General features: G+C 63.3%; 21 protein-coding genes. 12 read left to right on the top strand and 9 right to left on the bottom strand.

All coding sequences use genetic code 11. The annotated features are described in order from the left end of the window. The first annotated feature begins 110 nt into the window (after positions 1-110). The 5 genes from gabD (at position 111) to SM130_RS21535 (ending at position 7,652) form a co-directional block, all read left to right on the top strand. The gene (gene gabD / locus SM130_RS21555; RefSeq protein ID WP_102826528.1) at positions 111-1,559 is read left to right on the top strand and encodes an NADP-dependent succinate-semialdehyde dehydrogenase; all 1,449 of its coding nucleotides are present in this window, start codon (positions 111-113) and stop codon (positions 1,557-1,559) included. A gap of 149 nt (positions 1,560-1,708) precedes the next feature. After that, entirely contained in the window at positions 1,709-2,917 is a 1,209-nt protein-coding gene (locus tag SM130_RS21550) for an HDOD domain-containing protein (RefSeq protein WP_102826529.1), read from the top strand. A gap of 234 nt (positions 2,918-3,151) precedes the next feature. Beyond that, on the top strand, positions 3,152-5,257 hold the full coding sequence (locus tag SM130_RS21545) for a 3-hydroxyacyl-CoA dehydrogenase NAD-binding domain-containing protein (protein WP_102826530.1): 2,106 nt from the start codon (positions 3,152-3,154) through the stop codon (positions 5,255-5,257). A gap of 43 nt (positions 5,258-5,300) precedes the next feature. Continuing rightward, on the top strand, positions 5,301-6,497 hold the full coding sequence (locus SM130_RS21540; RefSeq protein WP_102826531.1) for an acyl-CoA dehydrogenase family protein: 1,197 nt from the start codon (positions 5,301-5,303) through the stop codon (positions 6,495-6,497). Positions 6,498-6,509: 12 nt separating this feature from the next. Continuing rightward, on the top strand, positions 6,510-7,652 hold the full coding sequence (locus SM130_RS21535) for an acyl-CoA dehydrogenase family protein (protein WP_102826532.1): 1,143 nt from the start codon (positions 6,510-6,512) through the stop codon (positions 7,650-7,652). A gap of 318 nt (positions 7,653-7,970) precedes the next feature. Here the strand turns inward: SM130_RS21535 and SM130_RS21530 are convergent, their stop codons facing one another. The 5 genes from SM130_RS21530 to SM130_RS21510 form a co-directional block, all read right to left on the bottom strand. Further along, positions 7,971-9,014: a hypothetical protein gene (locus SM130_RS21530; protein ID WP_102826533.1), complete on the bottom strand. Its 1,044-nt coding sequence runs from the start codon at positions 9,012-9,014 to the stop codon at positions 7,971-7,973. Then, positions 9,011-10,966, bottom strand: a complete 1,956-nt coding sequence (locus SM130_RS21525) for a hypothetical protein (RefSeq protein ID WP_102826534.1) — start codon at positions 10,964-10,966, stop codon at positions 9,011-9,013. The genes SM130_RS21530 and SM130_RS21525 overlap by 4 nt, the downstream gene beginning before the upstream one ends. After that, a complete protein-coding gene (locus SM130_RS21520) occupies positions 10,966-11,850 on the bottom strand; it encodes an SH3 domain-containing protein (RefSeq protein ID WP_102826535.1) in 885 nt (294 codons plus the stop codon). Before SM130_RS21520 ends, SM130_RS21525 begins: the two co-directional genes overlap by 1 nt. A gap of 341 nt (positions 11,851-12,191) precedes the next feature. After that, complete coding sequence (locus SM130_RS21515) at positions 12,192-13,538, bottom strand: spinster family MFS transporter (protein ID WP_102826536.1); 1,347 nt, start codon at positions 13,536-13,538, stop codon at positions 12,192-12,194. 149 nt (positions 13,539-13,687) lie between these two features. Continuing rightward, positions 13,688-14,572, bottom strand: a complete 885-nt coding sequence (locus SM130_RS21510) for an alpha/beta hydrolase family protein (RefSeq protein WP_102826537.1) — start codon at positions 14,570-14,572, stop codon at positions 13,688-13,690. Between the two features lie 100 nt (positions 14,573-14,672). On the opposite strand from SM130_RS21510, the gene SM130_RS21505 reads away from it, so the two are divergent. Next, complete coding sequence (locus SM130_RS21505; RefSeq protein ID WP_102826538.1) at positions 14,673-15,251, top strand: TetR/AcrR family transcriptional regulator; 579 nt, start codon at positions 14,673-14,675, stop codon at positions 15,249-15,251. A gap of 3 nt (positions 15,252-15,254) precedes the next feature. Here SM130_RS21505 and SM130_RS21500 read toward each other — a convergent pair whose 3' ends face one another. Then, positions 15,255-16,040, bottom strand: coding sequence for an IclR family transcriptional regulator (locus tag SM130_RS21500; RefSeq protein ID WP_102826539.1), 786 nt, complete (start codon positions 16,038-16,040; stop codon positions 15,255-15,257). Between the two features lie 169 nt (positions 16,041-16,209). Between SM130_RS21500 and SM130_RS21495 the strand changes: the two genes are divergently transcribed. The 6 genes from SM130_RS21495 to SM130_RS21470 all read left to right on the top strand — a co-directional run bounded on the left by SM130_RS21495 (position 16,210) and on the right by SM130_RS21470 (position 22,881). Further along, on the top strand, positions 16,210-17,835 hold the full coding sequence (locus SM130_RS21495; protein ID WP_102826540.1) for an AMP-binding protein: 1,626 nt from the start codon (positions 16,210-16,212) through the stop codon (positions 17,833-17,835). Positions 17,836-18,131: 296 nt separating this feature from the next. Next, positions 18,132-18,368 (top strand): 50S ribosomal protein L28, encoded by a 237-nt coding sequence (gene rpmB, locus SM130_RS21490; protein WP_015278852.1) that lies wholly within the window; start codon positions 18,132-18,134, stop codon positions 18,366-18,368. An 11-nt stretch (positions 18,369-18,379) separates the two neighbouring features. Further along, positions 18,380-18,535, top strand: coding sequence for a 50S ribosomal protein L33 (rpmG, locus tag SM130_RS21485; protein WP_102820382.1), 156 nt, complete (start codon positions 18,380-18,382; stop codon positions 18,533-18,535). A 197-nt stretch (positions 18,536-18,732) separates the two neighbouring features. Beyond that, on the top strand, positions 18,733-20,880 hold the full coding sequence (locus SM130_RS21480; RefSeq protein WP_102826541.1) for an adenosylcobalamin-dependent ribonucleoside-diphosphate reductase: 2,148 nt from the start codon (positions 18,733-18,735) through the stop codon (positions 20,878-20,880). Between the two features lie 59 nt (positions 20,881-20,939). Beyond that, positions 20,940-21,647: an NrdJb gene (locus tag SM130_RS21475; RefSeq protein WP_102826542.1), complete on the top strand. Its 708-nt coding sequence runs from the start codon at positions 20,940-20,942 to the stop codon at positions 21,645-21,647. A 367-nt stretch (positions 21,648-22,014) separates the two neighbouring features. Further along, positions 22,015-22,881 (top strand): DMT family transporter, encoded by an 867-nt coding sequence (locus SM130_RS21470; RefSeq protein ID WP_102826543.1) that lies wholly within the window; start codon positions 22,015-22,017, stop codon positions 22,879-22,881. Positions 22,882-23,049: 168 nt separating this feature from the next. Here SM130_RS21470 and ppnN read toward each other — a convergent pair whose 3' ends face one another. The 3 genes from ppnN to SM130_RS21455 all read right to left on the bottom strand — a co-directional run bounded on the left by ppnN (position 23,050) and on the right by SM130_RS21455 (position 26,241). Next, positions 23,050-24,423, bottom strand: a complete 1,374-nt coding sequence (gene ppnN / locus SM130_RS21465) for a nucleotide 5'-monophosphate nucleosidase PpnN (protein ID WP_102826544.1) — start codon at positions 24,421-24,423, stop codon at positions 23,050-23,052. 263 nt (positions 24,424-24,686) lie between these two features. Continuing rightward, entirely contained in the window at positions 24,687-25,619 is a 933-nt protein-coding gene (locus SM130_RS21460; protein WP_102826545.1) for a phosphatidate cytidylyltransferase, read from the bottom strand. 1 nt (position 25,620) lies between these two features. Then, positions 25,621-26,241 carry a lysophospholipid acyltransferase family protein gene (locus tag SM130_RS21455; RefSeq protein WP_102826546.1) on the bottom strand — a complete coding sequence of 207 codons (621 nt, stop codon included), beginning with the start codon at positions 26,239-26,241 and terminating at the stop codon, positions 25,621-25,623. Positions 26,242-26,261: the final 20 nt, after the last annotated feature.

Below are 26,261 nucleotides of genomic sequence, written 5' to 3'. Positions count from 1 at the left end.
CAGTGCAATGCGGCGGCAGGAACCGGGCGGCAAAGGACGGTTCAGATGATCGTCGCGTCAGCCAAATTTTCCGCAGCGGGCCTGCCGCTACGATGCCCGAGGAGACTGCCATGCAACTCAAAGACACCGCGCTGTTCCGTCAGCAGGCCTATATCAATGGTGCCTGGGTCGATGCCGACAGCGGCCAGACCATCAGTGTGAACAACCCGGCCACCGGCGAGACGCTTGGTACAGTGCCAAAGATGGGCGCCGCGGAGACCCGCCGTGCCATTGATGCCGCTGAGCGTGCACTTCCGGCTTGGCGTGAGCTTACCGCCAAGGAGCGTTCGCAGAAGCTGCGCCGCTGGTTCGAGCTGCTGATGGAAAATCAGGATGACCTTGGCCGCCTGATGACCTTGGAACAGGGCAAGCCGCTGGCCGAAGCCAAGGGCGAGATCGCCTATGCCGCCTCGTTCATCGAATGGTTCGCCGAGGAAGCCAAGCGCATCTACGGCGACACCATTCCCGGCCACCAGAAAGACAAGCGCATCATCGTCATCAAGCAGCCGATCGGTGTGACCGCGGCGATCACGCCGTGGAATTTCCCTGCAGCAATGATCACTCGCAAGGCCGGCCCGGCACTGGCAGCCGGCTGCACCATGGTGATCAAGCCTGCGTCGCAAACGCCGTTCTCGGCGCTGGCGATGGTCGAGCTGGCCGAGCGCGCGGGCATCCCCAAAGGCGTGCTCAGCGTGATCACGGGTTCGGCCGGCGACATCGGCAACGAGCTGACCGCCAACCCCAAGGTACGCAAGATCTCCTTCACCGGCTCCACCGAAGTCGGCGCCAAGCTGATGGAGCAGTGCGCGCCCGGCATCAAGAAGGTCTCGCTGGAGCTGGGCGGCAATGCCCCGTTCATCGTCTTCAACGACGCCGATCTGGACGAGGCGGTGAAGGGTGCCATGCAGTCCAAGTACCGCAACGCCGGCCAAACCTGTGTGTGCGTCAACCGCATCTATGTACAGGACGGGGTGTACGACGCCTTCGCCGAGAAATTCCAGGCGGCGGTTGCCAAGCTGAAAGTCGGTAATGGCCTCGAGGAGGGCACGGATATTGGCCCGCTGATCGACGACCGCGCCGCCGCCAAGGTGCGCGAGCACATCGAGGATGCAGTGGCACAGGGCGCACGGCTGGTCGCCGGCGGCCAGGCGCACCAGCTGGGTGGCAGCTATTTCGAACCGACGGTGTTGGTCGATGTGCCCGACAGCGCCAAGGTGGCTAAGGAAGAAACCTTTGGTCCACTGGCGCCGCTGTTCCGCTTCAAGGACGAGGCCGAGGCGGTCGCCAAGGCCAACGACACCGAGTTCGGCCTGGCCTCCTACTTCTATGCGCGCGATCTGGGCCGGGTGTTCCGCGTCGCCGAGGCGCTGGAGTACGGGATGGTTGGTATCAATACCGGCATGATCTCCACCGAGGTGGCGCCGTTTGGCGGGGTCAAATCGTCCGGGCTGGGTCGTGAGGGCTCGAAGTACGGCATTGAGGATTACCTGGAGATCAAGTACCTCTGCTTGGGCATTTAAGCCCTGCGACAGTCTGCCTCAGGGGCTGGCTGTCGGTCATTTCTCCGGGCAGAATCGCGACCCCTGTGGCGCGATTCATCCCTCGTGGAGCTGTCGTCGCTTACCCACACCGTTGCTAGGCTGTAGTGACATCTCCAGCGAGTAGTGCAGTGAGCATCTCGGCCCAAGTCTCATTCGTTCTGGTTGCCTACAACGAGCCATGGCGCGCGGACCAGCTCTGCCAGCTAGTCCGCCAGCTGCGCCCCGGTATGCGCGTGCAGCCAGCGGTGGACGGCCATGCCGCACTGGCGGTGTGCAAGCGCCAGGCGCCCAGCCTGCTGATCCTCGACGGTGAGCTGGACGGTCTCGATGGCAGGCAGCTGCTGCGTGAGCTGCGCCGACACGGGCCTACCCAGCGCCTGCCATGCGTGATGATCAGCGCGCGTACCGATACCGCCAGTGTGCGCACCGTGCTGCCGCTGACGCCTGCGGCCTATCTTGGCAAACCCTACGACCTGACCGACCTGCGCCAGCGGCTGGACAAGCTTTTGCCGCGTTCCGCTGGCCACGGCGGCGCCTCGGTCGTTGCTGCAACTGATGATCTCGATAGCTTTCTCGAACGCATGCGTCCGCACAACCGCGGCGCGCCGCTGCTGGATGCCGTGCTGACGGCACTGCAACGTCTGCAGGGTGGCGACCAGGATTTCGCAGAGCTCGAGGAATTACTGGCACGCGATCCGCAGGTCACCGCTCGGCTGATCAGCGTCGCCAGTAGCAATGCGGTGCAACCGACGACGCCGTGCCTGAGCCTGATCCAGGCGCAGCGGCAGCTCGGCGCCGCGCGCAGCCTGCAACTGGTAACGGAGCTGGCGTTGCAGCACAACGCCAGGCTGGTGGAGCCGCGGCTTGCCGAACTGGCGGCGCAGCTGAGCATTCAGGCGTTGCGAACGGCACGCCTGGCTCACTGGCTGGCGCGCCAGTTGAAGCTGGACAGCGAGCTCTGCTTCAGCGCCGGCATGCTGCAAAACATCGGCGAACTGGCGCTGCTGCGCAGCCTGCAGGAGTGGCTCGACAGCGGCGGTGCGCTGGATGAAGAGAGCCTGCAGCGCTGCCTGCGCGAGCGCGCGGCGGGCTTCGGTTCGGCCCTGCGTGCGCAATGGGCATTGCCGCTGGAGCTGCGTCAGGTGATCGCTTCCTACTACGCCCTAGGTGCCGGCGTGCTCCGCAGGGAAGCGCTGATACTCAACCTGACGCGACTGCTGGTGGAGCTGCCAGCCGATGCCGATCCTGCCAGCCTGGCCGGCGAACGCACGGTGCGCCTGCTGCGTATCGACCCCGACTTGCTCACTCGCGCCCCTCGTCATGCGGTTACCGGCTGAACCCGCCGCGCTGGCTTTGGCGCTGACATTCCTCTGATTGATAGTGCTGTCCGGCCTCAGCCGGGCGGCCTGCAATATCAAGCCTTGCGCCCGCTTTACGTCCTTTTATCTCGATAGAACGCGTGGCTCTTTCAGCTATCGACATGCGTAACGTGAGCCCTTTATTCTGCTGTGCGAAACATGATTCCGTGAAATAACAAATCCAATCAGCATTTCACTAAGCGGAGGCCTGCCATGCCGGACGTCGTACGGCTCGAACTTCAGGGCGAGATCGCTCTGATCACGGTCAACAACCCACCGGTCAATGCACTCGGCCACGCCGTGCGCCAGGGCCTGCTGCAGACCTTCCAGAGCGCGGAAGCGGATGCTCAGGTGCGTGCGGTGGTGCTGGTCTGCGAGGGCAGTACCTTTATTGCCGGCGCCGACATCAAGGAATTTGGCAAGCCGCCCCAGGCGCCGAGCCTGCCGGAAGTTATCGAAGCTATCGAAGGCAGCAGCAAGCCGAGCGTTGCGGTCATTCATGGCACCGCGCTTGGCGGCGGGCTGGAAGTCGCGCTGGGCTGCCATTACCGCATCGCCCGCAAGGACGCCAAGGTCGGTCTGCCGGAAGTGAAGCTGGGACTGCTGCCCGGCGCTGGCGGCACCCAGCGCTTGCCGCGGCTGGCCGGGGTTGCGAAGGCGCTGGACATGATTGTCAGCGGCACGCCGATCGGCGCAGCGGAGGCGGTCGAGCACCACATCGTCGATGAGCTGTTCGACGGTGATCTGGTCGAGGCCGGTCTGGCCTACGCTCGTCGCATGGTCGAGGAAGGCCGCGTGCCGCGGCGCAGTGGTGAGCAGACCAGCGGGCTCGAAAGCGCCGATAACGAGGCATTGATCCGCGCCAAGCACGCTGAAGTTGCCAAGCGCATGCCGGGGCTGTTTTCGCCGCTGCGCTGTATCGCTGCGGTCGAGGCGGCAACCAAGTTGCCACTGGCCGAGGGCCTCAAGCGCGAGCGTGAACTCTTCGCCGAATGCCTGAACTCGCCGCAGCGTGGCGCGCTGATCCATTCGTTCTTCGCCGAGCGCCAGGCGGGCAAGATCAATGACCTGCCGTCCGACGTGAAGCCGCGGCCGATCAAGACGGCAGCAGTCATCGGCGGCGGCACCATGGGTGTCGGGATCGCCTTGAGCTTCGCCAATGCCGGCGTGCCGGTGAAGCTGCTGGAAATCAATGAAGAAGCCCTACAACGCGGCCTGCAGCGCGCCCGTGACACATACGCGGCGAGCGTCAAACGCGGCAGCCTGACCGAAGAGGCGATGGAAAAACGCCTCAAACTGATCGAAGGCGTCACCGTTTACAGTGCGCTGGCTGATGCCGACGTGGTGGTCGAGGCGGTGTTCGAGGAAATGGGCGTCAAGCAGCAGGTTTTCGAGCAGCTGGATGCCGTGTGCAAGTCCGGCGCGATCCTCGCTTCGAATACTTCATCGCTGGACCTGAACGCCATCGCCGCCTTTACCAAGCGCCCGGAAGACGTGGTCGGCCTGCATTTCTTCAGCCCGGCCAACGTGATGCGCCTGCTTGAAGTGGTGCGCGGCGCGAAGACCAGCGACGAAGTGCTCGCCACCGCCATGGCCATCGGCAAGCAGCTGAAGAAGGTCTCGGTGGTGGTCGGCGTCTGCGACGGCTTCGTCGGCAACCGCATGGTCTTCCAGTACGGCCGCGAGGCGGAATTCCTGCTGGAGGAGGGCGCCACGCCGCAGCAGGTCGATGGCGCGCTGCGCAATTTCGGCATGGCCATGGGGCCGTTCGCCATGCGCGATCTGTCCGGGCTGGATATCGGCCAGGCGATCCGCAAGCGTCAGCGTGCAACGCTGCCGGCGCACCTGGATTTCCCTACCGTATCCGACAAGCTTTGCGCCGCCGGCATGCTCGGGCAGAAGACTGGCGCCGGCTACTACCGCTACGAGCCCGGCAACCGCACGCCGCTGGAGAACCCTGAACTGGCGCCTATGCTCGAAGCAGCGTCGCGGGAAAAAGGCATCGAGCGGAAGGACCTGGACGAGCAGTACATCATCGAGCGGACCATCTTCGCCCTGGTCAACGAGGGCGCAAAGATTCTTGAAGAAGGCATCGCCCAGCGCTCCAGTGACATCGACGTCATCTACCTGAACGGTTACGGCTTCCCGGCCTTCCGTGGCGGGCCGATGTTCTATGCCGACAGTGTCGGCCTGGACACCGTGCTGGCACGGGTCAAGGAACTGCACGCACGTTGCGGCGACTGGTGGAAGCCGGCGCCGCTGTTGGAAAAACTGGCCGCCGAAGGCCGCACCTTTACCGAATGGCAGGCCGGGCAATGAATGCGACCCGCCTGCAATCCGAACGCACCATGAGGACCTTCCCATGAACGTCAACTACACGGCCGAAGAGCTCGCCTTCCGCGATGAAGTGCGCGCCTTCCTGACAAACGAGCTGCCGGCGGACATCGCCGCCAAGGTCAAGCTCGGCAAGCACATGTCCAAACAGGACCACGAGCGCTGGCAGCAGATTCTGGTCAAACGCGGCTGGTACGCGCCGGGCTGGCCGGTGGAGCTGGGCGGCACCACCTGGGGCCCGGTGGAAAAGCACATCTTCGACGAAGAATGCGCCCAGTTTGGCGCGCCGCGTACCGTGCCGTTCGGCGTCAACATGGTTGCGCCGGTCATCATCAAGTTCGGTAGCCAGCAGCAGAAGGATCATTACCTGCCGCGCATTCTTTCCGGCGAAGACTGGTGGTGCCAGGGCTATTCCGAACCGGGCGCCGGCTCCGATCTGGCGAGCCTGAAGACCCGCGCCGTGCGTGACGGCGATCACTACGTGGTCAACGGCCAGAAGACCTGGACCACCCTCGGCCAGCACGCCAACATGATTTTCTGCCTGGTGCGCACCGATCCCGAGGCGCAGCAGCAGCGCGGCATCAGCTTTCTGTTGATCGACATGAGCACGCCGGGCATCAGCGTGCGGCCGATCATCACCCTGGACGGCGACCACGAGGTCAACGAAGTCTTCTTCGACAACGTCCGCGTGCCGGTAGGGAACCTCGTCGGCGAGGAAAACCAGGGCTGGACCTGCGCCAAGTACCTGCTGACTCACGAGCGCACCGGCCTGGCCGGTATCGGCGCCTCGAAGGCGGCGCTGGCGCACCTCAAGCGCATCGCCATGAAGGAAGTCTGCGACGGCAAGCCGATGCTCGAAGACCCGCTGTTCCGCGCCCAGGTCGCGGAGGTCGAAATGCAGCTGATGGCCATCGAGATGAGCACCCTGCGCATCCTCGCCGCGGCGAAGGAAGGTGGCGTGCCTGGTGCCGAGTCTTCGATCCTCAAGGTCAAGGGCACGGAGATTCGCCAGGCCATCACCAGCCTGCTGCGCAAGGTTATCGGGCCGTACGCGTTGCCGTTCCTTGAAGAGGAACTGCAGCTGGACTACGAAGGCGATCTCTTGCACGCCGACTACAGCGCGGCGCTGGCAGGCGATTACTTCAACATGCGCAAGCTGTCGATCTTCGGCGGCTCCAACGAAATCCAGAAGAACATCGTCTCGAAGATGATTCTCGAGCTGTAAGGGGGCACCGCAATGGACTTCAAACTGACTGAAGAGCAGCAAATGCTGCAAGACACCGCGGCGCGTCTGGTGCGCGACGCCTACCCGTTCGAGCAGCGCGAGAAATTCAGCGAGTCGGAACTGGGCTTTTCTGCCGAGTTCTGGGGGCAGCTGGGCGAGCTGGGCCTGACTGCCGTGCCGTTTGCCGAGGAGATAGGCGGCTTTGGCGGCGGCGGCGTGGAAACCATGCTGGTGATGACCGAGCTGGGCCGCGGCCTGACGCTGGAGCCCTACCTGCAATCGGTGATCTTCGGTGGCGGTTTGCTCAATCAGCTCGGCAGCGCCGCGCAGATAGAGAACCTGCTGCCGCAGGTGGCGGCAGGCTCGCTGCAGTTGGCGGTCGCCTTCGACGAACCGCAGAGTCACTACAACCTCAACGACGTGCAGACCAAGGCGGAAGCGGCTGAAGGCGGCTATCGGCTGTCCGGACGCAAGGCCGTGGTCATCGGCGGGCACAGCGCTGGGCAAATCATCGTGTCCGCGCGCACCGCCGGTGACAGCCGCGATGAAACGGGCATCAGCCTGTTCCTCGTCGATCCGAATGCACGGGGCGTTAGCCGCCGTGTCTTTCCAACCATCGATGGGCGCAAGGGCTGCGAGCTGTTCCTCGACAACGTGCAGGTCGGCGCTGATGCGCTACTCGGCGAAGTCGGCAACGCGCTTCCAGCGCTGCGCTACCAGCAGGGCCGCGCCATCGCCGCGCAGTGTGCTGATGCTCTGGGCAGCATGGACGAAGCCTGCAAGCTGACCCTCGACTACCTGAAGACGCGCAAGCAGTTCGGCGTGCCGATCGGCAAGTTTCAAGTCCTGCAGCACCGCATGGTCGACATGCAGACCGAGTTGGAGCAGGCCACCAGCATGGCGATCCTCGCCGCGACCTTTGCCGATGGCGAAGACAACGACGACCGCCGCCGGATCATCGCCGCCGCCAAATACATCTGCGCCCGCGCTGCACGCAAGGTGGCCGAAGAAGCGATCCAGCTGCACGGCGGCATCGGCATGACCTGGGAATACAACCTCGCCCACCACGCCAAGCGCCTAGTGATGATTGCCCACCAGTTCGGTGACGATGACCATCATCTGAAGGCGTACGCCAAGCTGATGCAGGTGGCGTAACGCGCCAATCGCAACACCACGACCGGGCCTTATGGCCCGGTTTTGCTTTGCAGAGATAGGTGCTTAGCCGACTGCGGGCAGGTGTGGCGGAGGCATCGTCTTCATTTTCGTTGTGCGGCGTTCCGCTTCAGCTCGCCGCTAGCACACAAACGGTGGGCTGAAGCCCACCCTACGGCGCTGCGCGCAACAACTCGGGTCGCGTCTAGGTGGATCGGTGGTTTATCCAGTATCCGGTGATCGCACCGGCTGTGAGTCATTTGATCCGGACATTAAAAAGCCGGGCAAATGCCCGGCCTTTCTTCACACGTTAGCGAACGATCAGATGCTGTCGAGTTGCGGATTCAGGCGGTCCAGCAGCCGCTTGCTGCGGCGGCCGTCCTGCAGGTCGCCCAGATCGGTCAGGCGCACGCGCTCTTTCGGCTTGACCGTCAGCTCAACGCCACTGACCTTGCCGAGCATCGCCTTGCCGAGCAATTCGCAACTGTCATTCATGCCCTTCGGGAGGTCCTTGAGCTCACGGCCGCAGTCCTTCTCAGCCTGTTCAACGACCTTCTCGTAATGAGCCTTACGCTGCTTCTCGGCGCTGCCCTCGGCAGGGTTCAGCGGCGTGTTATAGCGCTGATATAGAGCGATGCTGCGCGTAGCCATGCCGCGATCCTTGACGCTGAACGAGGCGCTTTGCAATTCGGCGCGCTCGACGCTCGATGCCAGCTCACCCATCTCGCTCATGAACGCTCGCTGTACTCCGGCGTCGCCACCGAAGCTTTCGCTCAGCCGCTGCAGCTTGCGATTCAAATCACGCAGGTTGCTCAGGCGGTAGCTGATGCGCGAATCGAACAGTTCTGGCAGGTCGACAGCCAGCTCAGTTTCCAGAGTGCCGGCATCGTCATCGATATCCACGTAGATTTCGACGTCGAAGGGCTTGAGTTCTGCCAGCCCGCTGATCAGCGCGGGTTCGAAGCCGCGAGCGGTAGCCATGCCTCGGCCGAAGCCACCGCCGGCCATCGCGCCGAGGCTGCTCAGCCCGCCAAGGGCGCGGTTGTCAGCCTCGACGCCATTGAAGCGCAGGCGCAAGCGGGTTCGCTCGTCGTTAATGGAGCGGTCACTGATGATCACCTCGGCCACCTGCAGGCTTGGCTCGCGTCCGCCGGCTTCCACTTGCAGCTCGGAGATGGTCACGCGGCCGCCGAAGGGGCTAGACGACACTGACTTCCAGCGCAGGGTGTCCTCAAGCTCGTGCTCGTAGACCCAGTCTTCGATCAGCTTCTCCGCCTGGCTGCTGCTGTAGGCGCTCAGGCCAAAGTAACCGGCCGCCAGTACGGCAACGGCAGCGCCGGCGATCAGGGGTAGGCGCTTGCTCATTCGTCATCTCCTTGGAGCTCGGCACGCTCGGGCCAGGCTTGTTGTATCAGCGATTTGGCCTCTTCCGGCGTCCAGTCCGGGTCACCGATTTCATGTCGTGCAAGTTTCAGCGGGTCGCGAAGATCGGCGCAGCCCTTTTCGCTGCAGGCTTGCAACGTGGTGGCGCTGATCAGCGTAAGCGGCAGGTTTTGCTCATCTTTGCGCGACGCGTCCAGCCGCGCCTCGCCCTTGACCAGGAACCAGCCCTTGTCGGCGCTTTGCTCGCTGTCTTTGGTATCCAATACAGCAGGGTACGGATAGTCGATCTCCCAGCCGCCATCGGTTTTGCCATCGATATGCACGATCTGGCTGTAGCGTTGCGCACGGCCTTGCATCATCGCGGCATAGCCGCCGCCACTGAACGGCGTGTAGCTGGCATCGCTGAGGATGCGTCCGTAGAGCTCTTCGGGTTTGCGGGTTTCACGGCGCAGCTGGCGATACAGTTGCAGCTGTTGCTCTGCCTGGCGGGCAAGTAGCTCGCGCTGACGCTGGGCTTCTCGCTCGCGCTCCAGCTCGGCTTGACGCTGCAGCTCCGCTTCCTTGCGCTCATACGTGAATAGGTAATTGTTGGCCCGGGCCGGGTCGTACTCCCACTTCTGGGTACGGTAGTGACGCGACAGCGAAATTTCGTAGAGCCAGAAGTCCCGGTCGCCTTGATGCAGGCCTTTTTCCAGGTCGCGCATACCGTAAAAGTGGATGCCCCTGATCTTGGGTGCGCTCTTGTCCAGGTGAGCTGTGGCGATGTCGACCGTCCGGCGGATGCTTTCCAGGTCGCGGAACAGCTCACGGTTTTCCGTCAGCGCGACCAGCGTCACGCTACCGGCATTCCAGTGGCCGTTATAGCTATGACCCATGCGCAGCAGGTAATGCACCTTGCTGGCGGGTTCGCTATGCAATAGCAGCAGCAGGTTTTTGCGTTGGTCGATCCCCACTACCGGTAACTGCGGTGCTTCGCCGTAGATCTCCAGACCATCGAGGAAGCTGCCCTTGAACTGATGTAGACGCACGCCGTCGCGGCGGTTGAGCGTCAGCGAGCCGGAGCCCTGAGCGTAACCATCCGGGCCGCATGTCACGCCGTTGGATGTTGCGGAGATGTTTTCGATGTCGTCCTCCGGCTTGAAACCCAAGCGGAAGCGGCAGCCGTTCTGATCGGCAATCTCGGTAATGAAGTCGGCCTTGGCAAAAACGTCCCTTGCCAGCGGCGGTTGCCAGCCGCCAACGCTGAACTCTTTGGCGACAACGGGGGCCGCGGCTTGCGCCACCGGGGCTGGCTTTTCGGCCGGCTCAGCGGGTTGAGCGGTTTTAGCGTCGGCCACCGGCGCTACCGGTGCCGGTGATTCGGCCGGAGGTTGCGGTGGCTCGGCTTGCGCTTGCGCCTGCTTGGCAGCTTCTGGCTGTGCAGCGGCCGGAGCGGTCTCGCTCGCGGTAGATGCAGCCTGTGCAGGAGCAGGTGCTTCGGCGATGGTGGGTGCAGGTGCAGCAGGTGCAGCAGGTGCAGCAGGTGCTTGGGCGACGGTTGGCGCAGGCACTTGATCGGCTGCGGGCTGCGGGGCGGTCTGGGCAGTATTTGCGGTTTGCGCCAGCCAGCCAGCGGCCTGGCTGGCATTGCCGCTGGCTTGAGTCTTGCCCGTGCTGTTTACACTGGTCCAGCTCAGCTGCGAGGCGCTCGAGCACTGGGTGGCAAACAGGCCACCCAGTTTTGGTAGCAAGCGATTGATGGCGTCCTGATCGGCCTCGCCGGCAAAGGCGAAGCGCAGTTGCAGGTTGTCGCTGCACCAAGGCTGGCCATCGGCATGGTCAACGAAGACCTCGACGTTCTCCGCCTTGGAGTAGGCCAGGCGGTGGCTGGCAGCCTGGGCCGATGCCGCTACGGCCAGGCCGAGCGCCAGCAGGGAAATGTTGCGTACATTCATCAGATCAGCTCCCAGGCACCGTCGGCCGCCTGACAAGCCTTGGCAGTCTGCTGCTCGTTGCTGCCTTGCGCGGTCACGTCATATTTGATCGTTCGGCAGGTGGTCTGGGCAGTCATGGCCTGCTCGACCGGGGCAGCATCCAGGTCGAAGGCGTCCAGGTCGATGCCCTTGGACGCTGCGCTGGCGATATCGAGGCTGTCGAGATCGGTAGCCGTATCGGCAGCAGCGGTCTGGGTCGATTGAGCCGGCTTTTTGACCTGAGCCACCAGCGGCGCATAGACGTAGCCGATGGTTACGCCGCGACGGCCGACCATGATCCAGTCGTTGTCGGTGCGGCCAATCGCGGTAAAGGTGGTGCCGGTTGGCAACCCTGCAACCTTTTCGGCTTTTAGGTCAGGCGCATTGCGTACGTTCGCCGATTTAACCGCCTGGTAGGGCTGGTTGATCAGCGTCATGTTCGCTACCGGCTGCACTTTGGGCGTGCGCTTGACTGCGACTTCACGCTGTACGGTTTCGGTCTTGATCGGGGTAATGGTGGCTTTGGCATCGCTATGGCTCGATGTCCACTGAGTGGCTTGGCCGTCCTGAGCGTGCTGCAGCGCTTGCTGAGTTTGCAGCGCCAGCGCCTCACGATCACGCACGTCAAGCTTCGCACCGATGGTCTTGCCCAGGTAGCCGCCGGCCAGTGCGCCCGCAATCATTGCCGCGGTGCGCCCGCTGCCGTTGCCGACCTGGCTACCAATCAGGATGCCTGCTGCGGTACCAACCAGCGTGCCGATGTTCTCTTTGTTGGCCCACTCGTTTTCCGACATGTTGGCGCAACCGGCGCTGAACACGATGGTGCTGCTGAGTAGCAGCACGCTGGTTTTTTTTGCGAAGCCCATGAGGTAGTCCTTGTCTGAATGGCCGGCAGGTAGCATTCGGGACTGACGCGACGGCCGTTGCCGTGCCGACGGGGCTGCCGTTTCAATCCGTGAAATGGCCGGCAATTACACACAAATATGCTCTGCATCACAAACCAAAAAGTGTCTAGGACGGCAATTTCAGGTCGAGCGGCTGAAACCGAACCGGATTGGCGGGCTGAGGTGGCAGGCTTTCGCTAAGCGCCCTGGCAATCACGGCGGTGTGAGTTGTGGTCGCGCAAGTCGATCGCGGGTGGTAGGCAGTCGTGAGGGGTCGGTGGCCAATGTGCGTATGGATGCACTGACCACCATGTGCCAATCCGTTACGCCAGGGTTGGCGTGGCAGCACCTTGCGGCTTCCACTCCTGCAAGCGATCCAGGCTGCCTCGGTAATGCTTGAGGCCCATCCCGAGCAGGATGATGGCGCCGACCAGCGCAACGCCGGTGACGATCAGCAGCGAGTAGCGCAGGGCGTTGTCATCGCCGAAGACGAAGTCGGTGCCCAGCGCCACCGCAGTCGGGCCGATGCCGAGGCCGACCATAGTGATGACGAACAGGTACACCGCCGAGGCCTGGCCGCGCATGGAGTTGGGCATGATCTCCTGAATCGCCGCCGGGCCAACGCCGAAGGGCATGGCGATGGTGAAGACGTGCAGGGCGATCAGCGCCAGTGCCAGTTCGCCAGTGCCGGCCAGGTAGGCGAGGTTGAGCGGCAAGGTCAGCGCGGCGGAGATGATGCCGACGCGCAACGGCGCATCGCGATAGCCGCGGCGGTGCAGCAGGTCGGAGAGCCGCCCGCCGGCGATAATGCCGATCGAGCCGGCCACTGCCACCACCGAGCCGTAAAGCACACCGACGTCGCTGGCCGACCAGCCGTAGGTGCGGATGAAGAAGGTCGGGATCCACGCCGAGCTGCCATAAGCAGCGAAGGCCAGGCAGGCGAAGCCGAAGTTGTGGCAGAGCACGGTGCGACGGTTCTGGCGGATATAGCCGGCTACCTCGCTCAGCGGCACCTCGACGCCGGCACCGACGCCCTTGCGTGACGGCTCGCGAATCAGCAGCAGCACGGCAGTGAACAGCACACCGGCAGCGCCGAGCACGAGGAAGATCAGCTGCCAGGGGCGCACCATGCCGAGCACCGGCAGTTCCACATCGCCCTGCGCCGAGGCGAATTTGACCACCAGCCCGCCGAGCAGAAAGGCCAGGCCGGAGCCGATGTAGATGCCCATCGAGTAGACGCTCATGGCGGTGCCGCGCAGCTTGGGCGGAAAGCTATCGGCGATCAGTGAATACGCCGAAGGCGACAGCGCCGCCTCGCCGACGCCGACGCCGATGCGGAACACGAGGAACTGCCAGAAGGTTCGCGCGGTGCCGCACAGGGCGGTCATCAGGCTCCACACCAACACGCCGATGGCGATGATGCCGCGGCGGCTCTTGCGGTCGGCCAGGCGCCCGATGGGCACGCCGCAGATGGTGTAGAACACCGCGAAGGAGAAGCCCATGAGCAGGCTCATGTGGGTGTCGGTGATATCCAGATCACGGCGGATCGGCTCGACCAGCAGGTTGAGGATCTGCCGATCGACGAAGGACAGCACATAGGCGAGCATGAGGATGGCGACCGTGACCCAGGCGCGGGTTTGCGAGGGGTAGCCGTTATTGTTGTTGTGCATGGCAAGGCTCCATTGGCGAGGAGGGCTGTAACCAGCCCATCCTCACTTTTGTCGGAGAACAGCCATCCGGCAAGGTGAATAACCCCTGCATATGTTTCGAAATATGCTAGCAGTGTTCCGCTCTGCGAAACTGCTTGCCTTCTGAGGCCCTACGCCACTGTGCGTTGTTGGCTTGGCATCAGCTCTGGCAACAGATGTGGCGTCCAGAGGTTGTCGGCGAAACTGCGACGGAAGAAGCCGAAGTGGCCGATCCGCGTGGCGCCGATTTCCGCGGGCGCGATGCGCTGCATGGTTTTCGGTGCCGAGCTGTAGAAGCCATGCAGGGATTCGGTGTTGCGCGCTGACATCATTTCGTCGTCGCTGAAGGACAGCGAGGTCAGCGGAGTGCGTACCGCCGCGAAGGCCTGACGCATGGGCTCGCCTTCGACACCGACCAGATAGTCCGGATGCAGGCACCAGCGCCGCCACTGGCGAATCACCCCGGCGGGCAGGTCGCCGACCGCCCCGATACGACCGCCCGGGAAGTAGCCGGCCACCGCGGTCAGCACTGGCGCCAGGCCATGCCAGAGCAGCCAGGCCTTGTTGCGGATCTGCGGGCTGTTCTCGCGCCAGTAGCCGCTGCCGGCGGCGATGGTGACGATGCGGGTCAGGCGCTCATGGCCTTTGACCAGCGGCAGAATCTGCGCGCCAACGCTGTGGCCGATCCAGTACAGCGGCTGTTCACCGGCCGCCTCGGCAGCTGCGGCAAGCACCGCGCTACAGTCATGGCGTGCCCAATCGAGGATGTCGACGTTCAACTGTCGAAGGGGCACCTGGCGCGAACGGCCCATGCCCAGGTAATCGAAGGTCGCCACTTGGTAGCCGCGCTCGGCGAGCCAGTTGGCGAAGTCGGTGTAGAAGCGCTGCGGCACGCCCATCGCCGGCGCGATCAGCACCACGCCGCATGGCGCGCTGCTCGGCTGATACCAGTAGCTGGACAAGGCATGGCCGTTGCCGTTGTCGATGGAGCGTTCTTCAACCTGTATCGTCGCCATCTTGTTGTTCTCCGCGCTTCTGCGATTGCTGCGATCGGTGCAGTATACGAAGGGTAGAAGATTATTCTAGAAAAATATTCTAGTTCAGACTGGAGGCCGGATGGCCCGTAGTAGCCGTAAGCAGGAAATCCTTCAGGCCGCACTTGGTTGCTTCACCGAGTTCGGCGTGGAGGCGACCACCATCGAGATGATTCGTGATCGCTCCGGCGCCAGCATCGGCAGCCTCTATCACCACTTTGGTAATCGTGAGCGGATCATCGCCGCGCTGTATCTGGAAGGCATCGGCGAGTACGCCGCGCTGCTGGAGGCCGGGCTGATCGAGACGCTGGATGCGGAAGCCTGCGTCCGGCTGTTTGTCACCAGCTATATCGACTGGGTGGTGGCGAACCCCGATTGGGCGCGCTTCGTTCTGCACAACCGCGGGCGGGTCGAGGCCGGGGAGATGGGCGAACAGCTGCGCGAGGTCAATCGCACCCACGGCGAGCGGGTCGGGGCGATTCTGCGGCGTCATCGTGAGAGCGGGGCCTTCCGGCGCATGCCCGGGGATTGCTTTCTCGCTGTGGTGATCGGGCCCTGCCACGACATGGCGCGCAACTGGCTGGCGGGACGTTCACGCACCGCGCTGGCCGAATGCCGCGAGTTGCTCGCGGACATCGCCTGGGCCAGCGTCAGGGCCTGAGGATCAGACGCCGAGGCTTTCGATATCGCGGGCGAGCATTTCCAGCTGATGGGCCAGCGAATTCCTTAGGGTGTCCTCGCTGAGCTGGAACGACGGCGCACCGCAGGTCAGCGCCATGATGCTGCCGTCGGCCAGGTGCAGCGGCACGCCAGCGGCCATCACATTACGGTCCCAATCGCCAAGCGACAGGCAGAAGCCTTGCTGCACGAACTCCTCGAACGATCCGTGCAGCGAAGCCTCGATCGCCGCCCAGCCATCGCCATACTTGCTGGCCAGCGCCGCCATCAGGTGTTCGCGCTCCTTCTCCGGCGTGGCGGCGAGAAAGGCGCGGCCGGCGGCTGTCGTCGCCAGCGGCAGGCGCACACCAGCGTCCATGCGCAGCGTAGTGACCTCGGCCGGGCGGCAGTTTTCCACGTAGATCATCGACAGCCGGTCACGGCAGGTCAGCCCCACGGTGGTATTGGTGCGGCGGGCGAATTCATCCATGTACGGCTTGGCCAGCTGGCGAACGCGCAGGTTCGAGACGTAGGCGTAGCCGAGCGCCAGCACGCCGGAGTCGAGTTGATACTTCTCCAGCTGCTGCGAATAGCTGAGGTAGCCAAGCTTGGTCAGGGTGTAGGTCATGCGCGACACCGTGGGCTTGGGCAGCCCGGTGATGCGTGCGATGTCCTGGTTGCCCATCACCACCGAGCCGTGGGTGAAGGCACGCAGCACGTCCAGCCCGCGGGCCAGCGCCCCGACGAACTTGCGATCCTTGGGTGTGCCGGTGTCTTCGATGTCGTCGCTCATGGTCTCTGTCTTTCTGGCTAGTGGGCAGCGGTGGCGAACGATAGCAGATCGCCCGGCGTCGGGCTGTGCGGCCAATGGCGATCATTGCTACGCAAAAATTGATGGTCTAGTATCGGATTCGACATCCAGTTTCGCACAGTAAAACAATAATTCATTTTGGAGAATGTCGATGTCCGCTTCCGCGCAAGGCTACGTGGCTGCCGAACTCGCCCGTGGCGGCTACCAGAACGTCCATGACCTGCTTGCCCAGGCCTGTGTGAAGCATCCGCGGCGCACGGCATTTTCCTGTGGCGACGACCACCTCACGTACGCCGAGCTGGGCAGTCGTGCCGACGCCTTCGCCCGCTACCTGCGGCATCACGCGGGTCTGCAACCGGGTGACCGGCTGGCGCTGCAGCTGCCCAATTCGTTGCAGTATCCCATCGCCGTCTTTGGCGCACTCAAGGCCGGGCTGGTGATCGTCAATACCAACCCACAGTACACCGCAGCGGAAGCCAGCCATCAGTTCCGCGATTCCGGTGCCAAGGCGATCCTTGTGCTCGACCGGCTGTTGCCACAGGTCCGTGCGGTCCAGGCGGACACCGCGCTGCGGCAGATCATCCTGACCAGCGTCGACGATCTGCAGCGGCCGATTCACGAAAGCAGCGAGGCGGGAACGCAGCGCTTTATGCAGGCCCTGCGCATGGGTGAACAAAGTCCCACACTGGAAGGCGAGGCAGGCCTCGACCGGCTGGCGCTGCTGCAGTACACCGGCGGCACGACCGGCGTATCCAAGGGCGCGATGCTCACGCATCGTAATCTGCTGGCCAACGTACTGCAGACCATCGAGCTGTTCGACCAGCCGGGCCTGCTGGAGCCGGAGAAGGACGTGCGCATCGCGCCGTTGCCGCTGTATCACATCATGGCCTTCGCCACGAACTGTCTGAGCTCGGTGGGCATGGGACTGCATACCGTATTCATCCGCGACGGGCGCAATCTGGACGAGACCATCGGCGCCATGCGGCGCTATCCCTTCAGCCTGCTCAGCGGCATCAACACGCTGTTCGTCGGGCTGATGAATCATCCCGAATTTCGCAGCATCGATTTCTCCCACCTGAAATGGGCGACCTCCGGCGGCGCACCGTTGAACAGTGAAGTCGGCCGTCGCTGGCGAGCGCTGACGGGGGCGCCGATTCGCGAAGGTTTCGGCCTGACCGAGGCCTCGCCGGTGGTGGCGACCGGCACCCAGCTGAGCCCTTACCGCGAAGGCTACATCGGCCAGGCGCTGATCGAGACGGAACTGCGCACCGTGGACGACGAGGGCAACGACGTGGCGCCGGAAACACCCGGCGAGTTGTGGCTGCGTGGCCCGCAGGTGATGCAGGGCTACTGGCAGCGGCCGGACGAGACGGCCAAGGTGCTCACTGCAGATGGCTGGCTGAAGACCGGCGACATCGCCTTGCTGGATGCCGAGGGCTTTGTGAAGATCGTCGACCGCAAGAAAGACATGATCCTGGTCTCCGGCTTCAATGTATTTCCCAACGAAATCGAGGATGTGCTGATGCAGCACCCATCCGTGCGTGAATGCGTGGCGGTGGGCGTGCCGGATGCGCGCAAGGGCGAGGCGGTGAAGGTCTTCGTCAGCCTCAAGGACGATGCGGTCGACGACCAGGCATTGCTCGAGCATTGCCGCCAGTACCTCACCGGCTACAAAATGCCGAGCCTTCTCGAGATACGCGATGAATTGCCCAAGACCGCGGTGGGCAAGTTGCTGCGTCGGCAGCTGCGTGACGAAGCGCGTGCGGCTGCCACCTGATCGCTACCTATATATAGTGGGCGAAGCGACGGGCGGATCTGCCGGGCCGCAACCCGCCAATTGCATAGGACGAGGCGGCGCAGGCCCACGGCAGTCGGGCGGAAAAATGATTCCGCGCTTGTTGCTCTGGGGGCTTTCTGATATAAAGCAGCGCTCTTTTCTAGGGGCCCGGTATCTTCGTTCGCAACGTGGCCGGTAAGACCCCCATGAAACGTGGCGCTGAGCGCCAAACTGACAAGTGAATTCAAGCGGCCAACCCATGCCGGGTTGGGCATGTGGTTTTAGAGGGCTGAGGCATGTCGAGAGTCTGTCAAGTTACCGGTAAGGGTCCGGTAACCGGGAACAACGTTTCCCACGCAAACAACAAAACCCGTCGTCGTTTCCTGCCGAACCTGCAGCATCACCGCTTCTGGGTCGAGTCGGAGAACCGCTTCGTCCGTCTGCGTCTGAGTGCCAAAGGCATGCGCATCATCGACAAGCGTGGTATTGACGTCGTTCTGTCCGAGCTGCGCGCCCGCGGCGAAAAGGTTTAAGGAGAGCAATCATGCGTGACCTGATCCGTTTGGTGTCCAGCGCCGGTACCGGCCATTTCTACACCACCGACAAGAACAAGCGCACCACCCCCGACAAGATCGAAATCAAGAAATTCGATCCGGTCGTACGCAAGCACGTGATGTACAAGGAAGCCAAGATCAAGTAATTGATCGGCCCTTGAAGAAAGAACCCGCCTCTCGGCGGGTTTTTTCGTTTCTGGCCAACGATATTGGCTACAACTTGTTCGTAGGCCAGTCGTCGTTCGCTCCGCCTAGTTTGACGTGCATCATGTACGGCGCCTGTCGAATTCGCCTATCGTGCTAGCTCTCTTTTTCCCACTTTCGGCACGAGGATGCGCAGCGCATGGCGAAGACGGACGGGCCCATCGCGGCAGACAGCAAGAGCACTTCCATCGCCCTGCAGGCGGCGTCCGAGGATATCTGGGCGCAGAAATATCGCCTGACCAGCAAGGACGGCACGCCGATCGATAAGAGTGTCGACGACACCTGGCAGCGCGTCGCGCGCGCCCTGGCCGACGTCGAGCCAGCGAAGCAGCGCGAGCACTGGCACGAGCGCTTCCTCTGGGCGCTGCGTAATGGCGCCATCCCGGCCGGGCGGATCATCTCCAACGCCGGCGCGCAGGATTACAAGCCGGCGACCTCGACCATCAACTGCACTGTCTCGGGTTCGATCACCGACTCGATGGACGACATTCTCGGCAAGGTCCACGAGGCGGGCCTGACGCTCAAGGCCGGCTGCGGCATCGGCTACGAGTTCAGCACCCTGCGCCCGCGTGGCTCCTTTGTCTCCGGGGCCGGCGCGCACACCAGCGGGCCGCTGTCGTTCATGGATATCTTCGACAAGATGTGCTTCACCGTGAGCTCCGCCGGCGGCCGTCGCGGCGCACAGATGGGCACCTTTGACGTCGGTCATCCGGACGTGCGCGAGTTCATCCGCGCCAAGCGCGAGGATGGCCGGCTGCGCCAGTTCAACCTGAGCCTGCTGATCACTGACGAGTTCATGCAGGCGGTCGAGGCTGACGGCGAGTGGCCGCTGATCTTCCCGGTGCATGCCAAGGAAGCCGGCGAGCTCGACCTGGCGGATGCCGAGCATGTGCTCTGGCGCGAGTGGCCGGTGCATGACGGCTACATCGTGCGCGACGATGGCCTGGTGGCCTGCAAGATCTACGGGCGGGTCAAGGCTCGGCATCTGTGGGACATGATCATGGTCTCCACCTATGACTACGCCGAGCCGGGCTTCATCCTCATCGACCGCGTCAACCAGCTGAACAACAACTGGTGGTGCGAAGCGATCCGTGCCACCAACCCGTGCGGTGAGCAGCCGCTGCCGCCGTACGGATCGTGCCTGTTGGGTTCGATCAACCTGACCCACTTCGTCATCGACCCGTTTGGTGCCGATGCACGCTTCGATTGGGACAAGTACCGCGAAGTGGTGCGCGTATTCACCCGCATGCTCGACAACGTGGTGGAGATCAACGGCCTGCCGCTGGAGCAGCAGCGCCACGAGATCGAAAGCAAGCGTCGCCACGGCATGGGTTTCCTTGGCCTCGGCTCGACGCTGACGCTGCTCAAGCTGCGCTACGGAAGCCCGGAAGCCTGCGTGTTCACCGAAGAAGTCGCTCGAGAAATGGCGCTGGTCGGTTGGGAGCAGGCGCTGGAGCTGTCCAAGGAGAAGGGCCCGGCCCCGCTGCTGAGCCAAACGTTCGAGGTCACTGCCGAGATGCTGCGCAAGCGTCCGGAGATGGTCAAGGATGGCTACAAGGTCGGCGATCAGATCGCCGGCCGCGTGCTGCATGCCAAGTACTCGCGCTACATGCAGAAGATCGCCGAGTACGCGCCCGAGCTGATCGAGGCACTGGCCGAGCAGGGCGCGCGCTTCACCCACCACAGCTCCATTGCGCCCACCGGGACCATCAGCCTGAGCCTGGCCAACAACGCTTCCAATGGCATCGAACCGAGCTTCGCCCACCACTACTCGCGCAACCTGATCCGTCCCGGCCGCAAGGCCAAGGAAAAGATCGAGGTGTTCAGCTACGAGCTGCTGGCCTATCGCACGCTGATCAACGAGCGCGCAAAGCCGGGCTCCGAGGAAGCGGGCGAGAAGCTGCCGGGCTATTTCATCACCGCCGATGACGTCAGCCCAACGCAACATGTGGATATCCAGGCTGCCGCGCAGCGCTGGGTCGACTCGTCGATCTCCAAGACTGCCAACGTGCCCACCGATTATCCGTTCGAGGCGTTCAAGGACATCTATCGCTACGCCTGGCGGCAGGGGCTCAAGGGCTGCACCACCTTCCGCTTCAATCCGGCGGCGTTCCAGGGCGTACTGGTCAAGGAATCCGATCTGGAGAAGACGCTGTACCGCTTCACCCTTGAGGACGGCAGCGTGGTCGAGCTCAAGGGCAACCAGGAAGTCGAGTACGACGGCGAGGTGAATACCGCCGCCAACCTGTTCGACGCCCTGAAAGAAGGCTATTACGGCAAGTACTGAACCGCCTGCTACCGATTGCACGCCGGGTTGCGGACGCACCCGGCAGGAGAGATTGCACCATGACCGTAAAGATCACCCAGCGCATCAAGGGCTTCAAGGTCGTCGACGAGGCCCTCGAGCGCCCCGCGGCGGCTGCGGCCAGCACCGAGAGCAAGACGAGCAAGGCCATCAACGTGGTCGAAATGGACGAGAGTTTGCAACGTCCGGAAACCCTGATCGGTATGACCTACAAGATCAAGTCGCCGCTGTTCGAGCACGCGCTGTACGTCACCGTGAATGACATCGTGCTCAACGCCGGCACCCCGCATGAGCAACGCCGGCCGTTCGAGATCTTCATCAATTCGAAGAACATGGACCACTTCCAGTGGATCGTTGCGCTTACCCGCATCATGTCCGCGGTGTTCCGCAAGGGTGGCGACTGCACGTTCCTCGTCGAGGAGCTGAAGGCGGTGTTCGACCCGCGCGGCGGCTATCTGAAGAAGGGCGGCGTCTACATGCCGTCGATCGTGGCCGAGATCGGCGCGGTGCTGGAGCGCCATCTGATCGCCATCGGCATGCTTGAAGGCCATGCGCTGGACGAAACCCAGCTCAAGTACCTGGCTGAAAAGCGCGCGGCCTACGAGGCCAGTCAGGGTGCGGTGGCGGTCGAGCCGGGCGAAGGCTTTCCGGCCGGCGCGCAGCTGTGCAACAAGTGCAACACCCAGGCGGTTGTGCAAATGGACGGTTGCGCGACCTGTCTGAACTGCGGCAATTCCAAGTGCGGATAAACACCGCGCGCTGATTTCCTCGTGTGACGCTCGTCAGGCCCGCTTTACCCGGCGGGCCTGGCTCTGCTAGTTTTCAGCTCTCGTCGTCAAGACAACCGTTTGGCCACTGATCCATGTCCTCCATTGCCCACAGCTCGTATTCCGTGAAGCCAGCCGATCTCGGCGCGGCGCGGCTGTGCGCAATCGCTCCACCTCCATCTGTCGTTGCCGACCTGGCAATCGCGCCGCCACCGCCACAGGCGGTTGCACTGGGCTGACCCGCCCACACTTCGCAGCTCCAGTTTTCGCTTTCCGATCCCACTGGGTCGGCGCGCGCACGTTCTCGACGTTCGGCTGGGGCCTGTTTCGCTTCGACAGGTAATGACTGATGACTTTCGACAAATCCATATGGACGTCCTATGGCGTCATGGCCGTTTTCGTCCTGCTCTGGGGCAGTGCGGCCATCTTCACCCGCTGGGGGCTGGACCACGCCACCCCGTTCGCCCTGCTGATCGTGCGCTTTGCTCTGGCGCTGGCCGCGGTTCTGCTGATCGGCCTGTACCGTAGGCGCTGGCGGCCGGCGCCGGGCACTGCTTGGCAGACTGCGGCCACAGGGCTGCTGATGATCGGCTGCTATTCGATCTGCTATTTCCAGGCCATGGCCCATGGCGTGACGCCGGGTGTGATCGCGACGCTGCTCGGTGTGCAGCCGATCCTTACCCTGTTGCTCCTCGAACGACGCTTTTCACCGCTGCGCCTGCTCGGATTGCTGGTGGCGCTGGCCGGGTTGGCCGCGGTGGTTTTCCAGAGTCTGGTGCTGGCACGTTTCTCTCTCGTCGGGATGCTCTTCGCCCTCGGCGCCCTGCTGTGCATGACGCTCGGGGCGATTCTGCAGCAGCGCATTCGACAGAGTCCGGTGGAGGTGTTGCCGACCCAGTACGGGGTAAGCCTGCTGCTGTGCCTGGCGTTCGTGCCGTTCCAGCCAATTCAGCTTGAAGCCGTAACTGGCTTCATCGTTCCGGTGCTCTGGCTGGGCTTGGTGATTTCGGTGGCGGCGCAGCTGTTGCTGTACCGCATGATCCAGACCGGCAATCTGGTCAACGTCACCAGCCTGTTCTACCTGGTGCCGGTGGTAACCGTGGGGATGGATTACCTGTTTCTCGGCAACCAGCTGTCGCGCCTCGGGTTGCTGGGCATGGGGGCGATTCTGCTGGGCCTGGCGTTGGTGTTCAGGTCGGCGCCGCAGCGCAGATAGTCCGTCCTGGCCCCGGGCGCAGTGTATGTCCTGAGCAACGCGGTGGGCTGAAGCCCACCCTACCCAGGAGCCGGCCGATGAAGAGGAGGGGGCAAGGCCGGTGCCGCGCTTCGGTTGGCTGGGTGGGCGTGCAAACCCACCGAGCGCCGCTGTGCATGTTGCGCGTAGTCAGCTGACCACGCGATAGCACGGTGTATACGGCACGCCGCCGGGCAGCTTCATGCGGTGCTGTTCGACGAAAGCCTGCAGCAGCTTGTCCAGCGGCTGCATGATCGCCGCGTCGCCGTGGATCTCGTAACGGCCGTACTGCTCGATGCGGCGGATGCCCTTGTCCTTGACGTTGCCGGCGACGATGCCGGAGAAGGCACGACGTAGGTTGGCGGCCAGTTCGTGCGGTGGCAGATCGCGGCGCAGCGGCAGGCTCGCCATGGCTTCGTGCGTAGGATCGAAGGGCCGCTGGAAGCCTTCTTCGATCTTCAGCAGCCAGTTGAAATGGAACGCATCGTTGCGCTCGCGGCGGAACCGTCGTACTTCGCGCAGGCCTTCGGCCATCTGACGGGCCACTTCGGTGGGGTCGTTGAAGACGATCTGGTAACGCTCCTGGGCCTCTTCGCCAAGGGTCGCGCCGACGAAATCGTGCAGCTGCTGCAGGTAATCCGCCGCATCGCTAGGCCCAGTGAGGATGACCGGGAACGGGACGTCACGATTGGCCGGGTGCAGCAGGATGCCGAGCAGGTAGAGAAATTCCTCGGCGGTGCCGACGCCACCGGGGAAGATGATGATGCCGTGGCCGACACGGACGAAAGCCTCCAGGCGCTTCTCGATGTCCGGCAGGATCACCAGTTCGTTGACGATCGGGTTCGGTGCCTCCGCGGCGATGATGCCGGGCTCTGTCAGCCCCAGATAACGGCTACCGTTGCGGCGCTGCTTGGCATGGGCAATGGTGGCGCCCTTCATGGGCCCCTTCATCACGCCAGGGCCACAGCCGGTGCAGACATCCAGGCTGCGCAGGCCCAGTTCGTGACCGACGCGCTTGCTGTACTTGTATTCTTCGGTGCTGATCGAGTGACCGCCCCAGCACACCACCAGGTTCGGCTCGATGCCTGGACGCAGGGTGCGGGCGTTGCGCAGCAGGTGGAAGACGTAGTCGGTGATCCCCTGGGATGTACTCAGGTCGATGCGCGCGCTGCTCAGCTCGCTTTCGGTATAGACGATGTCGCGCAATGCGCTGAAGAGCATTTCGCGAGTGCTGGCGATCATCTCGCCATCGACGAATGCGTCAGCCGGTGCATTGAACAGCTCGAGGCGCACGCCGCGATCCTGCTGCAGGATGCGCACCTCGAAGTCCTCGTAGGCTTCGAGGATGGTCTTGGCATTGTCGATGCGCGTGCCGGTGTTGAGGATTGCCAGGGCGCACTGGCGGAACAGCTTGTGCGTGCTGCCGGAGCCGACTTCACTCAGTTGCTGTACTTCGCGTTGCGAGAGGGTTTCCAGGCTGCCCTTGGGGCTAACCGAGGCGTTGATTACGTTGCGTTGAGTCATCAATGATTCCTGAATTCGATGGCGAACCCATCGAGGAGCGGGTGCACCTACTACTGCGGCTGCAAGATCACCGCCTGCAGTTATCGTCTGCCCACCGCGCTGGCGACAGCATGCTTGCCGACATCTTAACGCGGTAGTGTTGCAGTGGTGGGCGCTCCGTTTTGGCGAACGAAATGCTGCGGCGCCTGTTAGGCGCCGCATTTACAGTTTCGACCCTCGCGGCAATCGCCGGTTCGCCTTGCGGTTCTGGGCGTTCTGGCTGGTCAGGTCCAGCCGTAGCGCACCAGATGGAAGAAGATCGGTGCGGCGAAACAGACCGAATCCAGCCGATCGAGCATGCCGCCATGGCCTTCGATCATGTGGCCCCAGTCCTTGACGCCGCGGTCGCGCTTGATCGCCGACATCACCAGCCCGCCAAAGAAGCCCAACAGGTTCAGCAACAGCGCCATGAGCGCCGCCTGCCACCAGCTGAACGGGGTGATCCAGCACAGCGCTGCGCCGATCAGGGTCGCCAGCAGGATGCCACCAACGAAGCCTTCGACGGTTTTCGACGGCGACAGCCGCGGGGCGATCTTGTGCTTGCCGGCCAGTTTGCCGCAGACGTACTGCAGCACGTCGGAGAGCTGCACGACGATGATCAGCCAGGCGATCAGCAGCAGGTTGCGGCCTTCGTAGCCGGCAATCTCAAGGGTGAGCAGGGCAGGAACGTGGGAGACGCAGAATACTGCGATCATCAGGCCCCACTGCACCTTGGACGCACGTTCGAGAAAACGTGTGGTATCGCCACCCAGCGACGCCAGGATGGGCAGCAGCAGGAAGACGTAGACCGGAATGAAGATGGCGAACAGGCCATACCAGCCAACGCCCACCAGCAGATATTGCAGGGGTAGAACGAGGTAGAACGCCGCGACCAGTGCCGGGTAATCGCTGCTGCGTGTAGGGGTCAGTGTCATGAATTCGCGCAGCGCGAAGAAGGACACCAGATAGAACAGGATGACCACCGCGGTGTGGCCGAGCCAGAAGGCGATGCCGATCACTGCGACCATCACCCACCAGGCGTTGATGCGCGCGTTGAGGTTGTCGATCACCGGGCTGGTTTCGGCGCCGCTGCGGTGTTTGAGCACGAAGCCTATCAGCGAGGCGACGGCGAGCAGGGCGCCGATACCGGCGAACAGCAGCAGAGTATTGCGATCCATGTCAGTCTTCCTTGGGGGCCAGTTCAAGCAAAGCCAGGCGAGCGCGCTGCAGAAACGCGTCCTTGTCCTCGTCCTTCTCGATGCTCATCGGTGCGCCGAAACTCACGCTGCACAGCAGAGGCAGCGGCAGGCTGCGACCCTTGGGCATCACCCGATTGAGGTTGGCGATCCACACCGGTACCAGTTCCACGTCCGGGCAGGCCAGGCCCAGGCGATACAAGCCACTCTTGAACGGCAGCAGGCCGTCTTCCAGGTTGCGCGTACCTTCGGGAAAGAGAATCAACGAGTCGCCGCCAGCCATGGCGTCGAGCATCGGCTGCAGCGGATTGGACTCCGGACCGCTGCGCTCGCGATCCACCAGCACGCCATTGAACAGACGATGAATGACGAAGCGGCGCAGCGCGCTGCTTTGCCAGTAATCGGCACCGGCCACGGGCCGGGTTCTGCGCCGCAGGTCGGGCGGTAGCGATGCCCAGAGCAGCACGAAATCTCCATGGCTGCTGTGGTTGGCGAAATAGATACGCTGCTTGTTGAGCGGCGCGCAGCCGATCCAAAGGCTACGTGTACCGGTCAGCAGGCGGGCAACGGAAGTGACCGCGAAGGCGAGCAGGAAGCCGAGCATGAGTGGTGTTCCTCGGTTTT

Origin of the sequence: Stutzerimonas stutzeri, from assembly GCF_038561965.1 — a bacterium.
In the GTDB taxonomy this organism is placed as follows: domain Bacteria; phylum Pseudomonadota; class Gammaproteobacteria; order Pseudomonadales; family Pseudomonadaceae; genus Stutzerimonas; species Stutzerimonas stutzeri_AA.
The sequence above is the reverse complement of the archived record's forward strand: the minus strand, read 5'-3'. Positions and strand labels throughout refer to the sequence as shown.